Genomic DNA, 12,480 nt, shown 5'->3' on the forward strand with positions numbered 1-12,480 from the left:
TCGCTGGGCTGCAAGCTAATTGTCCCCCCGGCACTGCTGACGGAATTGCTGCCGCCCCTGAAGTCAATGCCGTTAGCAGTCAGAGCGATATTGCCGCCGCTAGCGTTGACTCCGCCCAGAGAAATGCTGCTGGCAAAAATGTTAATGTTGCCACCTTGAGTCTCGATTAAATCCTTGGAGTCGTTGACAAAAAACACTCCGCCCGATCGAAATGTTACGCTGTCTCCGGTTTGCGCTTGCAGTGCGAGTTTGTTGTCGGGTAAGTCTTGGAGGGTGATGTAGCCGGGGGTTTCTACAACTACGTTGCTGCCGGCCGCCATCTGTTCCAACTGCACTTCTGAGATCGATGTTTCAGTGGGTGATTCTGTGGATTGGAGTTCCCCGCCAGCAGAGGATGAAAAGCTGTTTTCGCCGCTACCGCTGACGATCGCAATATTTGCCGGATCGAGCCACAAATTGCCGATCGCCCCGTTAGGCGCGCGGGTATCCACCTCTCCTTGGAAAGTTAGAGCATTTTTACCCGAAACTTCCACTCTGCCGCCGTTTCCTGCTGCTGTGCCCCCGCGAGCCGTAATATTGCCGAAGAAGCGAGTTGTATTGTCTGACCAAATTGTGGCTGTGCCGCCGTTGCCGCGGTCGATCGCGTCTGCTGCGATCGTAGAATCAGGACTAACATAAGTTACCAAAGCGTTTGGCACCGGTTCCGTCCCCCGGAAACCGCCGCCGACGCGCACGACTCCTCCGCCATCTGTCCCCGAAGCATTGATATTTGCGCCGAAGAGTCCGACTTTTGACCCTAAAATATTGACTGTGCCCCCAATGCCGCGATCTGAACCAAATACATTGACAGCACCTGATACGATCGCGCTTCCGGCATTTACCGGCACTGTTTGGCCGCCAGTCAGGATTAATTGACCTTGTTCGTTAGTCGTTAAACCTGTGGCTGACTCTACGCCCGGGCCAGTCAGCAACACAGGTAAAGTAACTGGGGCGATCGCCGATTTGTCTGACTGCAAAGACGGAGTAATTTCTAAACTCAATAAATTACCAGTCTGACTGATGCGGACTGTATTGCTTCCCCCAACAGCAGCCACCGTAATTTGACCTCCGGGGGCGGACAATTGCCCGGTATTTATCGCGATTCCCCCCAGCAAAGTTAAATTTTGACCCCTGCCTACTGCCAAATTTCCAGCATTGACAACTGTCGCAGATTCTGAGTTTTCAAAATTAAATTGACTTGGATTTCCCAGCAATGATTTGTAATCGTTAATTCCCCTTGAAGCAAACCAGCCGTCGCCGAAACCAATCTGCGTTGCAGTTGTTGCCAAAAAAGACCCCGGCACGTTCAATGTCGCATTTTGACCGAAAACAATTCCCGCCGGATTCATTAAAAATAAATTTGAGTTTCCCCCGCTTACTGAAATCAGGCCGTTAATGACGGAAACATTGCCGCCGGAAATTCGCCCTAAAATATTTTGAATATTGGGATTAGTTATAAAATTAGCAATTTGACCTTCGCTGAGATTAAATTGGCTGAAGCTGTGAAACAGATTTGCGCCGTTTCCCGACAGTTGTCCGCCTCTAATTTCTAAGCGATTTTGCTCCTGATTGACAACAGTATTAGTACCGTCATTTGCCGGCACGACAGGTTGCGATCGCGCTGCTAGCGGTAGCAGCCAAAAACCTAATGTCAAAATTACAGCAGAGCGAAAATAGGTCATCAGTTATTAGTTATTAGTCATTAGTCATTAGTCATTGGTCATTAGTCATTAGTCATCAGTCAGTGGTGATTGGTCATTAGTTGTTGGTTGTTGGTTGTTGGTTATTGGTTGTTGGTTGTTGGTTATTGGTTATTGGTTGTTGGTTATTGGTTGTTGGTTGTTGGTTATTGGTTATTGGTTGTTGGTTGTTGGTTGTTGGTTGTTGGTTGTTGGTTATTGGTTGTTGGTTATTGGTTGTTGGTTGTTGGTTATTGGTTGTTGGTTGTTGGTTACTTGCTACGAATTCCTAATCCCTCCGCAACGCTAGAGCCCAATTCTCAATTCCAAATAACAACTAACAAATAACAACTAACAAATAACAACTAACAAATAACAACTAACAAATAACAACTAACAAATAACAACTAACAGCTAACAGCTAACAGTCAACAATTCCCAATTCCCCATTCCCAATTCCCAATTCCCCATTCGCCATGCCCCATTCTAATCTATTGTAGTTTTGATTTTTTTTGAGCTGTAATGTTCCGCTAAAGTGCCAATAAACTTAAAAAGCTTGCGGGCACGGGAGTTTGCTCCCAGGATGCAAATCAGTGTCTTTGAGTCGATCGCCCTCCAAAACCATCTTTTGCCAGAATTTCAGAAATACCAAGCAGCTTCCGTATTTATCGGTCGCAGGTGTCTTGACAAAACGCCCGGTGAGTCCTAAGATTGAAGCAAAGATTTGGATGAGAAGGTAAAAACCCACAAAATAACTGCCTCCTCTAGCAAAATTAAAAACAAAATATTGATGCTATTAGGGACAGATAATGCAAACTCAACCCTTCCCATTTTTAAATGAACAAGTAGTTGAACGGATCTTTGCCTCTGGCCAACTGACTCGCGATGACAGACAGCGAATTCAGTCAATGCTCTTAGACGAGTCGATCGGCGAACATGAATTGAGTTTAGTTGAAAAAGTAATGTCAGGCGTAGTCAATGGCCTACTTGACGTACTCAATTAGTTAAGAAATTGCTGGGATATGTGCGGAGGCCCTCCGCACATATCCGTTTTTATGATGTTAATCGATCGGACGCGATGTGAGATGCTTGATGCAGAAACCGGGTTTTTGGCCGGGGCGTGAGTCCGGGACTGTTTCAAATCCAATCGAAAGTCCTTCTAAAAATCATCATCGTCCTCATCGGAGCTCTCATCCGAACTCTCGTCGGGACGCACAAGTTCCGAAGGAGGCCTATCGCTACTCCAGGCCCACCACACGCCGCCGCACTGACAGCGATAAAATTCTTGCCACTTGCGACGCTGGAACTCGCTGTATACTGGCGATCGGCGATTAATCCAGACCTCGCGGGCATCAGTGCAGCTAGCACCGCACTTGGGACAGCAAAACTCAGTAGCGTGAACCGCCATCGCAGTCCATTCGGGAGGATGTGGAGCAAAAGCTTCCATGTGTTGCGTGTTTTTATGTGAACTGCTGGTAATTACGGCAAATCAACGGTTGCTAAAAATCCGCTTCCGCTGGCGCTGACATAAACAACGACATAAATACGCTGTTGAGTGCGTAATTCATCTGCTAATTATTTTTTTTGGCACTTGCCGTCCGATGAATAGTATAACTGATGTGGTGCAAACCGTCGATCGGCATTCTCAGCTATTTTAAGGACTAGACTCATGTCTATTTACAACTTTATCTCATTTCTGGGCATTTTTGGGCTCTGCGCGATCGCCTGGATTTTCTCAGAAAACCGCCAAGTTCGTTATATACCTTGGCGCGTCATCATCTGGGGAATTGGCCTGCAATTAGTCTTAGGATTTTTAGTATTCCTGTTTCCCCCAACTCGCATCGCCCTAGAGTGGTTTACAGGCTTGCTCGATGGAGTATTCACCGCTGCTGACACCGGAGCGAGATTTGTATTCGGGAGCAATATTGTACCAGTACCGGGTAAAGAGCCGGCAATTAATTTAGGATATATTTTCGCCTTTCGAGCTTTACCGACAGTCGTCTTTTTTTCCGGCCTCATGGCTTTACTTTATAACATCGGCGTAATTCAAATTGTCACCGAAGTTTTTGCCAAAATATTTTATAAGACAATGCGGTTGAGCGGCGCGGAAGCACTAAGCGGCGCAGCCAATATTTTCGTAGGAATAGAAGCAGCAATTGTCGTCAAGCCTTACTTGCCACAAATGACTCGTTCCGAACTTTGTGCCATCCTCTCCTGCTGTTTTGGAACCGCCGCTTCATCAACTTTAGCAATTTACGTCAGCTTTCTCAAGCCTGTATTTCCAAATATTTTAGGACATTTAGTTTCCGCCTCAATTATCGCCATTCCCGCTTGCTTTGTCATCTCCAAAATATTAGTTCCCGAAACAGGAATACCGCTGACAATGGGCGGCATCCCCAAGGAAGAACGGAAACCTCAAGGCCTCGGCGAATTTATCAGCGACGAAATTTCGGAAATCGACGGCGAAGCGCTCAAACAAGAGACTGTGGGCGGAGAACCCATCGAACGAGTCAGCCCTTTGGATGCAGCGATAATTGGCGCATTGGACGGCGTGAAGATGGCAGTAGCCATCGCCGCTGTTTTGATTTTAATCTTGGGCTTAGTTTCCTTAATCAATCAATTCTTTGGCTGGTTGGCCGTGTTGCCGGCTCCCATCGGCACAATCTTTAGTTTTGTAACCCTGCAAAACATCCAAGGAGTCTTATTTTACCCGCTAACCTTGTTAACTGGAGTTCCCATTGAAGATTCTTGGGTAGCATCAGTAATCATCGGGCGGCGACTGTTAGAAACCGCAATTCCGCCCTATCAAAGTTTAGCAGAAGCGGCGGCAACAGGACTGATTAGCGATCGCACAGTTTTGATTGTCAGTTACGCCCTTTCCGGCTTCGCGCACCTAGCATCCGTCGGTATATTTGTCGGCGGTACGATCGCCCTAATTCCCTCCCGGCGCAAAGACATTTCCGAACTCGGTTGGAAAGCATTATTTGTCGGCACCTTAGCAACAATGATGATTGCCTGCATCGCCGGCTTATTTGACACCGGAGACGCGAGCATTTTAGGTGCTAAGGCAGCCCCTGCAGCCCCGATAACTGCCCCCGCTTCCCAAAAACAGCAGGCATCCCCAAGCGTAACTTCCCAGCCGTCAGTTGCCCCAGAAATTGCCAGCCCGAAGCCTTCGCCGAAGCGTGAAAAAGCAACTCCAAAAGCTCAAGAATCTCCTAAATCTGAATCGAAGAAAACGCCTTAAACAACGTATGAGTTAAGGACACTTAACGTCAAACCTAGTTCCAGTATTCTGTCTGGCAATTAAGGCCAGATCCCCCCTAACCCCCCTTCTTAAGGGGGGGACAAGAAGTGGTCAAAGTTCCCCTTTTATTAGACAGGAACTGGAAGCGGTCAAAGTCCCCCTTTTTAAGGGGGATTTAGGGGGATCTAGACTAAGTAATAAGCGAAATTCATCACACCAATTCCCTCTTCTTGATGACTAATGACCAATGACTAATTACTAATGACCAATGACTAATGACTAATGACCAATGACTAATGACTTCTTCCTTCTTCCTTCTTCCTTCTTCCCTCTTCCTTCTTCCTTCTTCCTTCAATCATGAATCCCGAACCTGAAATTCGACGCCTGTTAGATGTGATGCCCGCTTCCGGTCGCATGACGTGTAAAATTATTAATAAGCCCCAACAATCGACGGTAATTGATTGCGATTTTCCTTTGCCTTGGAATCAATCTCGACCGATTTATATTAATTTTGATTTGTGGCGGCTGCTATCTAAGCCGCAGCGAGATTTGCTGCTATTGCGAAATGTGAGTTTTTTGGGCAATTTCAAGTGGTTTAAAGCGGATATTTATCAAGGTGCTGCTCTGGCGGGAATTGTCGGGACTGTTGTAGAGTTGTTGCAGGGAGATGCGATCGGAATTGCGATCGCCGGTGGTTTAACGGGACTGGCGATGACTCGAATTTGGCGCGACAACCGCAGTTCGCAAGTAGAGTTAGATGCTGACGAGACGGCGATTAAAGTCGCTCTAAGGCGCGGTTACAGCGAAGCCGAGGCCGCCGGACATTTGCTGTCTGCTATTGAAGCTGCGGCGCAAATTGAAGGGCGCAGTTTGGATTTTAATGAGTTGATTCGGTGTCAGAATTTAAGGGCGATATCGGGTATTTCGGCGGTGGGCGTGCCGGATAGTGTGAGGAAAGATTGAAAACTACTTTCTTCCTAGCGTAGGTTGAACCCTTACGAAGTGAAACCCCAACAAAGCCTCGGAAACGGAGGGTTCGTATCGTTGACCGTTGTATCGGAATGATTTTTTAACCACAGAGGGCGCAGAGTACACAGAGAGAGAATATCTATCTGAATTATTCCGATGTTATCGGATTCGATCTAACTGCGAATAGTATTTTTGTAAAAAATCCCGTTTATGCTTAACTAGAGCAATGATAAATTTGATATTCATACCCGTCTACTGCAGGAAACTGGCGCGACTCAAGCTGACATTTTTGTGATGTTAAGTTGACAGGGGCGCGAAAATTTACCAACCACAAATCTAGCGGACGTTCTAATTGACTGAGTGTGCGATCGAGTATCCCCGTCACAATTTCCGGCGCATCCCTTCTCTGCTTAACCAAAAGAAACCGTGGAGAATCAAAGGCTTTAACTTCTTCCTTCTTCCCTCTTCCCTCTTCCGACCGACTTACATCCGTTACATCCGTTACATCCGTTACATCCGTTACATCCGTTACATAATCCGTTGCCGAACTTCCTTCTTCCTTCTTCCTAACATCCGTTACATCCGCTACAAAATCCGTTGCCGAACTTCTTTCCCATTCCCATCCAATCCCCATCAACTCTCCTATTTCTACATGAGTCTTTTGAGTAGTGGCAATTAACACGGGAACTTTCGACGAAACTTCGCGGATAATCGGAATTAAAAAATCTGGTTTGTAATATTTGCGATAGCCGAGATTGGAATTTACTGTGATACCGCTGACAAAACTCATTGCTAAAATTAACAATACTGCTTTTTTGCCAGCAATTTCTACGGTCGGTAAATTAAACCATTGACTTTTGACTGTAGGTGTGTTAAAAATAACGGCCAAGGTTGCTCCTAACAATAATATCGCGCCGGGAAAGTAGACGAAGTTGTAGCGGGCACCGCGAGTTAGGTCAATTCCTAGAATATATGCAAAGCTGAAAAATAGGAAAATTGCTCCGAGTACAAATCCACCGAAAATAACATTACCTAAACGATTATTTGGCGTTTTTAAGGAGTTTTTCTGAGCGCTAAATAGAACCGGAAGCGCCCACAGCAAAAATATTGCCATGCCGATCGCCGATACAGCCACTACTGCCAAATTTGATGATTCCACCGGCAGCAGCGACACGATAGTAATCCATCCAGCTAAAGCTTGAACAATCGGATTAATCAAATCTAAAAATGTGCGATCGCCACTGGCTATCCAATTAGTTAGTTCGCTACCATATTTATTTGATAAAAATACTGGCAACCACACTAAACCGCCTGCTAAAGTCCCCAGCGCTACTGCTAACAGCCGCCAGATAATTTGAAATTGCCCAATATTCGGCTGCTGATTATTTGAAGTTGCCAATTTCTGATTCAATTCCAGCCAAATTACAGCAATTAAGGCGATGGTTTCCGCGCCCAAAGTCAGCACGAAAAAGTAGTGAGAAGCAATTCCCAAACAGTTGACAACTATCCAAAGCAGCACAGCCCAAACAGGTAGCGGAGCGCGCTGCACCATTTTTTTTGCAGCGAATGTCAAGCAAAAAAGAGAGGCAATAACTAATAAGATTCCTAACGTATAATGGCGGGCTTCTTGAGCGAGATAAATGCCGTAGGGAGAAACTGCCATCATCGCGGCGGCACATTGACCGACTAAACGAGAATTGAATGCAAATTTGCCTAAAAAATAGATGGCGGGTACTGAAATTACGCCTAATAATGCCGGGAGCGATCGCCCGATCCAAACTAAACTATCTTCGGTCGGCCCAAACAACCGCATCCACCAGTGGGCTAGCATAAAATATACTGGCGGATGGTTGCTTTCTAGCAGCAAATGGTTTAGGACATCTCCAATGCCAGCATCGGGACGAAATTGCAGCGGTTGCAGTAGAGTGGAAAGGTCGATCGCCCGATCGACCGGCACACCGCGAAAACTGTTCCCCAAACTAAACACTAGAGTCGAAAACTCGTCCGTCCACAGCGGTTTCGAGTCCAAATTGGCAAAGCGCAGCATTAGGGCGATCGCCATCCACAGCAATATTAGCAACAGTTGTTTATTTTTAATCATCAATTCAGTCATTCAAAGGCCTTGGGAAGAAGAGTCATTATAGTTGATCCTTGACAGTTGACAGTTGCTAGTTGCTAGTTGTTAACTATCAACTGTTTAAAACCCTCCCTGCTTTCCTATCAACTGCCAACCGCCAACTGTCAACTGTCAACTGTCAACTTCCGTAACCCGCCAGCTCAGCTTCATATTGATCCAGAAATTCCACAGAGTCACGGCTGCGATCGCAATTAAAGTAGCCAAATATTCATTCATCCCCAAAAAATTAAACATCACATTAACCAGCAGCACATTCAAAATCAAACCCATCAAGCAAATTGTATTAAACTTCAACAGCCGTTTCAAGCGCTGCTTCATTCCCGGCTGTCGCTTAGAAATATCCCCAAAAGTCCACCAATCATTCCAAAAAAAGTTACTGATAATTGCCAACTCAGCAGCAAGAATCAGACTGCGAGTCAGCTCCCAATTTAATATCTCGCGCAGCACGTACAAAACTCCCATATCCACAAACACGCCACTGAAACCAACCACGCCAAACCGCAGAAACTTACCCATTGGCCAGCGGGCAAACCGCAATATGAGCAAATGCCGCAAATACTCAATATACTGTTTTCCAGTAACTTTGCTCTCGCCTTCCTTCCGCTCCTGAAACACGTAACCAACTTCTCCAATCCAGCGGATGTTTCCCCTCCCAAGCACTTCAATCAAAATTTTGTAACCGGCAGGATTCATGGTTTTGCCGGCAATACAACTGCGGCGCACCATAAAATAGCCGCTCATCGGATCGGAAACTCGGCCCACCACTCCCGGTAGTACGATCAATCCGACTATTTGAGCTCCCCGCGACAACAATCGCCTGACAACGCTCCAGTCGCTCACCCCGCCCTCGTCAACGTGGCGGCTCGCAGCGGCCAAATCGGCTCCCCGCTGAATTTCTGCTAAAAGCTGCAACAGTGTCTCCGGCGGATGCTGCAAGTCGGCATCGATCACCCCCAAAACCTCGCCCCTAGAGGCTTGCCACCCGCGAATTACGGCGGTGGAAAGTCCCCGCTCGTCTGATCGGCGCATCACGCGCAATTGCGGATATTCTGGTGTCAGGGACAGGGCAATTTCCCAAGTGCGATCGGGGCTGTCGTCATCGACTACAATTAACTCGTAGTTGCCAGGAATCATGCCATCAAGCAATTGAGTCAATTGTTCCACAATACTCTTGACATTCTTGCACTCGTTATAGGTGGGAATGACGAGGGAAAAATAAATGGGCGCTGTATCTGCGTCTGTAAAAGTTGAAGCGAAAGTCGGTACAGCAGGAATTTGCAAAAGTCCAGAAGGCACTGGTAACAGATGATTTGTTTGGTTGATGCCCATAAATTAAGTTTCACAAATTAAAAGATGCTTTGGTAAAAGTTGAGATTTTAGCAGAGCGTTCATCTACGATCGATTTGTTAAAATATAAAAACGCCTTAATTCTAGGCAGTAATTCTGTAACTGAGCCAAAAATAAAACTGTGGATGCAATTCTAGATCGAGCTTTACAAGGTTATAACATTTCTACCGCCGAAGCCTTGATACTTTTGCAACAAAGAGATCCAGAGGATCTCGCCCAAATTCAAGCAACCGCTGACTTGCTGCGCCGCCAACAATCAGGGGATACTGTTACCTATGTTATAAATCGCAATATTAATTTTACCAATATTTGCGAGCAGCATTGCAGTTTTTGTGCGTTCCGCCGCGACGACGGAGATGAAGGTGCTTTTTGGTTAGATTCAGCCCAAATTCAGGAAAAGGCAACTGATGCAGTGCAGCGGGGTGCGACGGAAATTTGTATGCAGGGCGGCTTAAATATTCAAGCTAAGCAGGGCGGCGCATCTTTGCCCTATTATCTGCAATTGGTAAAAACTATTAAAGATAAGTTTCCGCAGTTGCACTTGCACGCTTTTTCGCCGCAAGAAATAGAATTTATTGCCAGACAAGATAATCTGAGTTTCAGCTATGTAATTTCTGCTTTGCAAGATGCGGGAGTTGGTTCGATGCCGGGCACTGCAGCGGAAGTTCTCGACGATGCGGTGCGGAGGATAATTTGCCCGGAAAAACTAGATTCTGCAACTTGGTTAGAAATTGTGGGAACTGCTCACCGTCTGGGTTTGCCGACAACTAGCACGATGCTTTGCGGGCATATTGAGACTGCCTCTCAGCAGGTTTTGCATTTGGAAAAAGTGCGATCGCTCCAACAAACTGCAATTAACAACAACTATCCAGCGCGCATCACAGAATTCATTTTACTGCCCTTTGTCGGACAGGATGCACCGGCTCCTTTGCGGAGTCGAGTCGGCCGCGACCAACCAATTTTAGCAGATACATTGTTGCTCACCGCAGTATCTAGAATCTTCTTAGGAAATTTGATTTCCAATCACCAGCCAAGCTGGGTAAAACTGGGTTTAGATGGAGCTACAGAAGCGCTGAAATGGGGCTGTAACGATATCGGCGGCACTTTGATGGAAGAGCACATTACTACGATGGCCGGTGCGGTTGGCGGCAGTTGTCAGTCTGTGGAAGATTTGCAGAATGCGATTCGTTCTTTGGGGCGGGATTATCAGCAAAGAGATACAATTTATCGACCTCTGGGGGTTGACAAATTGGCAGGAATAGGTGTTAGCAGAAAATGAGCGATCGCCTTTCCCAAAAAACAAGACGCGAGTATTGTCTATCACGAAGCACCCACAAATGGCAGTGTATGGTTGACTGACAGTAACAATAATTCGCGGGTGTTGCGAGGCGGATCTTGGTTAAATGCTCCGGCAGAATACCGATCGGGATATCGTTAAAACTGGGATTCAGGCGATCGAGTCAACCATTTTGGTTTTCGGATAGTTTGTCCTACTGTGTGGAATTCATAGCCTTTGCATTGCTTATTCATCTGCGTCGGGATCTTCCTCTTCCTCATCCCATGTCGGTGTATAAGTTGAGTCTGGAGGCTGAGTTTCACCTAGTTCTATAGCTAGCGTTTTTCGATACTGTTCTGCTTCAGCAACCTTGGTAAATTTAATTTCCGCTTTTTTGACAGTTTTAGTTTGTTCGGCAATTGTTTCAAGTGCCGAGGTGATTTCATCTAATGTCACCTTAAAAAACTCCTTGCGCTGGTTAACTTTGTTCACGCTTCTATCTCGAAAACATTGATGCAATAAGTTTTCAGTTTGTGGAACGTTTTCCGAAAAAATCATTGCATGAATGTCAAAGGGAAATGGAACAGACGCTCCACTTAATTCTTTAACGCGATCGTCGGGTTCAAGCCTTCTCGTCATCCCAATTTTATAAATATTCTCTCCAAAAGAACCAATATTTGAAATGACGTAGATATATCCTGCTTTAGTCACCTGAGCGCGAGAAATCGCTCTTGTTTGACTAGCAAGAGCCTCTTGAAGTTGTTGATTTATTTCTTGAATTTTTCGCTCTAATTGTTCTCTCTGTTGACCTGTAGTTTGTTCGATTTCTCGGCGAGCTTTTTCTAAAGCTTGTTCCCGACGTTTTACTTCTTGTTCCGCATCTTTTCTCGCTTTTTCGAGCTCCCGGCGTTCTTTTTCTTCTTCGCGCATTTGCTCTCTAATTCTCCGCTGTTCTTCAGCTTCCTCCTGTTTTTTCTCCAGAAACTCATGAGTCAAATATAATTCTTCTAGTTTGAGAGCGCGATAACTAGGCATGATTTGACAGCGATTAGTTTCTGAGAGCTTGTTCAAGGTGTCAAAAGCTTTATTAATCCTGGTTTCTAATTTATTGGCATTGTTATATTTAACCTGAAGAATTGCAGCATCGCACTCGCCATTAAATGCTCTCAGTATTAGCGTCAGAAAGTCATCGGTCATTTTCTTACCTTTTTTCTGGCTGCCCTCTACTACCCAGGGTACACGACAGATGGCCGCCGTCTTATCTTTGAGCATTTTGCTTTGTTGGGTTCTAATTTGGTCAAGTCGGCGCTTGTATTCTTCAGAACTGCCAAAGTTATACTGTGATTTATAAAATCCAAAAGATTGAACGGATTCTGATTCTTCAACCTCACTAAGTTTTTGCTGGAGGTTTTGAATTTTAGCCTTTAGTTTTTTTTGCTCGCTTGCAAGCTGGTCTAGTTCCCCTTGTTTGAGATTGATGTTAGAATCTAATTGCTTTTCAAAGTCTTCTTTGGAAAAAAGCGAATCATATTTACGTAAAAGCTTTTTATGTTTAGTTAGTTTCAGTTGTGTGTATGTCAATGCGGCAGCTAGAACTAATGCGGATAATCCGAGGAGTGTTGACAACATATGACCCTGCATTTCTAAGTGAATACGTCTTAATATAACTGTAAGCTTGTGAATCAGACAAGTTTCCGGAAATTTAACTCGATCGCCCTTAGCACATATTCATCCGCATCAAGTGTAGTTTGGGACAATCAGCCGATCGCACTTTCCAAAACTTGCA

At 45.5% G+C, this 12,480-nt stretch carries 12 protein-coding genes; 6 read left to right on the top strand and 6 right to left on the bottom strand.

Going from position 1 to position 12,480, the window contains the following annotated elements; genetic code table 11:
- The coding region (locus AACV78_RS00180; protein ID WP_194074365.1) for a filamentous hemagglutinin N-terminal domain-containing protein at positions 1-1,721 on the bottom strand (1,721 nt) is incomplete at its 3' end.
- A 90-nt stretch (positions 1,722-1,811) separates the two neighbouring features.
- On the opposite strand from AACV78_RS00180, the gene AACV78_RS00185 reads away from it, so the two are divergent.
- From AACV78_RS00185 to AACV78_RS00195, 3 genes are all read left to right on the top strand, one after another.
- The gene (locus AACV78_RS00185; protein WP_194012251.1) at positions 1,812-2,066 is read left to right on the top strand and encodes a hypothetical protein; all 255 of its coding nucleotides are present in this window, start codon (positions 1,812-1,814) and stop codon (positions 2,064-2,066) included.
- A 235-nt stretch (positions 2,067-2,301) separates the two neighbouring features.
- A complete protein-coding gene (locus AACV78_RS00190) occupies positions 2,302-2,427 on the top strand; it encodes a hypothetical protein (RefSeq protein ID WP_255513028.1) in 126 nt (41 codons plus the stop codon).
- A gap of 100 nt (positions 2,428-2,527) precedes the next feature.
- Positions 2,528-2,722, top strand: a complete 195-nt coding sequence (locus tag AACV78_RS00195) for a hypothetical protein (protein WP_194012252.1) — start codon at positions 2,528-2,530, stop codon at positions 2,720-2,722.
- 155 nt (positions 2,723-2,877) lie between these two features.
- On the opposite strand, the gene AACV78_RS00200 is transcribed toward AACV78_RS00195, so the two are convergent.
- On the bottom strand, positions 2,878-3,165 hold the full coding sequence (locus tag AACV78_RS00200) for a hypothetical protein (RefSeq protein WP_194012253.1): 288 nt from the start codon (positions 3,163-3,165) through the stop codon (positions 2,878-2,880).
- 222 nt (positions 3,166-3,387) lie between these two features.
- Here AACV78_RS00200 and AACV78_RS00205 point away from each other — a divergent pair, with 222 nt between their 5' ends.
- The gene (locus AACV78_RS00205) at positions 3,388-4,965 is read left to right on the top strand and encodes a NupC/NupG family nucleoside CNT transporter (RefSeq protein ID WP_194012254.1); all 1,578 of its coding nucleotides are present in this window, start codon (positions 3,388-3,390) and stop codon (positions 4,963-4,965) included.
- Between the two features lie 211 nt (positions 4,966-5,176).
- Here AACV78_RS00205 and AACV78_RS00210 read toward each other — a convergent pair whose 3' ends face one another.
- The gene (locus AACV78_RS00210) at positions 5,177-5,320 is read right to left on the bottom strand and encodes a hypothetical protein (protein WP_194012262.1); all 144 of its coding nucleotides are present in this window, start codon (positions 5,318-5,320) and stop codon (positions 5,177-5,179) included.
- Between the two features lie 2 nt (positions 5,321-5,322).
- On the opposite strand from AACV78_RS00210, the gene AACV78_RS00215 reads away from it, so the two are divergent.
- A complete protein-coding gene (locus tag AACV78_RS00215) occupies positions 5,323-5,928 on the top strand; it encodes a DUF3318 domain-containing protein (RefSeq protein ID WP_194012255.1) in 606 nt (201 codons plus the stop codon).
- 220 nt (positions 5,929-6,148) lie between these two features.
- Here AACV78_RS00215 and AACV78_RS00220 read toward each other — a convergent pair whose 3' ends face one another.
- Positions 6,149-8,047 (bottom strand): glycosyltransferase family 39 protein, encoded by a 1,899-nt coding sequence (locus tag AACV78_RS00220; RefSeq protein ID WP_228042539.1) that lies wholly within the window; start codon positions 8,045-8,047, stop codon positions 6,149-6,151.
- A gap of 135 nt (positions 8,048-8,182) precedes the next feature.
- Positions 8,183-9,400 (bottom strand): glycosyltransferase, encoded by a 1,218-nt coding sequence (locus tag AACV78_RS00225; RefSeq protein ID WP_194012256.1) that lies wholly within the window; start codon positions 9,398-9,400, stop codon positions 8,183-8,185.
- 139 nt (positions 9,401-9,539) lie between these two features.
- Between AACV78_RS00225 and cofH the strand changes: the two genes are divergently transcribed.
- Positions 9,540-10,697 (top strand): 7,8-didemethyl-8-hydroxy-5-deazariboflavin synthase subunit CofH, encoded by a 1,158-nt coding sequence (cofH, locus tag AACV78_RS00230; protein WP_194012257.1) that lies wholly within the window; start codon positions 9,540-9,542, stop codon positions 10,695-10,697.
- Between the two features lie 243 nt (positions 10,698-10,940).
- On the opposite strand, the gene AACV78_RS00235 is transcribed toward cofH, so the two are convergent.
- Entirely contained in the window at positions 10,941-12,323 is a 1,383-nt protein-coding gene (locus AACV78_RS00235) for an SNIPE associated domain-containing protein (protein ID WP_194012258.1), read from the bottom strand.
- Positions 12,324-12,480 lie beyond the last annotated feature (157 nt).

This window comes from Tychonema sp. LEGE 07196, from assembly GCF_963890365.1.
Lineage (GTDB): Bacteria > Cyanobacteriota > Cyanobacteriia > Cyanobacteriales > Microcoleaceae > Microcoleus.

Bases quoted from the DNA above. Each gene is read 5' to 3' on its own strand.
- AACV78_RS00195 (WP_194012252.1), top strand. From the start codon at position 2,528: ATGCAAACTCAACCCTTCCCATTTTTAAATGAACAAGTAGTTGAACGG.
- AACV78_RS00235 (WP_194012258.1), bottom strand. From the start codon at position 12,323: ATGTTGTCAACACTCCTCGGATTATCCGCATTAGTTCTAGCTGCCGCA.
- AACV78_RS00220 (WP_228042539.1), bottom strand. From the start codon at position 8,047: ATGACTGAATTGATGATTAAAAATAAACAACTGTTGCTAATATTGCTG.
- AACV78_RS00205 (WP_194012254.1), top strand. From the start codon at position 3,388: ATGTCTATTTACAACTTTATCTCATTTCTGGGCATTTTTGGGCTCTGC.
- AACV78_RS00225 (WP_194012256.1), bottom strand. From the start codon at position 9,400: ATGGGCATCAACCAAACAAATCATCTGTTACCAGTGCCTTCTGGACTT.
- AACV78_RS00200 (WP_194012253.1), bottom strand. From the start codon at position 3,165: ATGGAAGCTTTTGCTCCACATCCTCCCGAATGGACTGCGATGGCGGTT.
- AACV78_RS00190 (WP_255513028.1), top strand. From the start codon at position 2,302: ATGCAAATCAGTGTCTTTGAGTCGATCGCCCTCCAAAACCATCTTTTG.
- AACV78_RS00215 (WP_194012255.1), top strand. From the start codon at position 5,323: ATGAATCCCGAACCTGAAATTCGACGCCTGTTAGATGTGATGCCCGCT.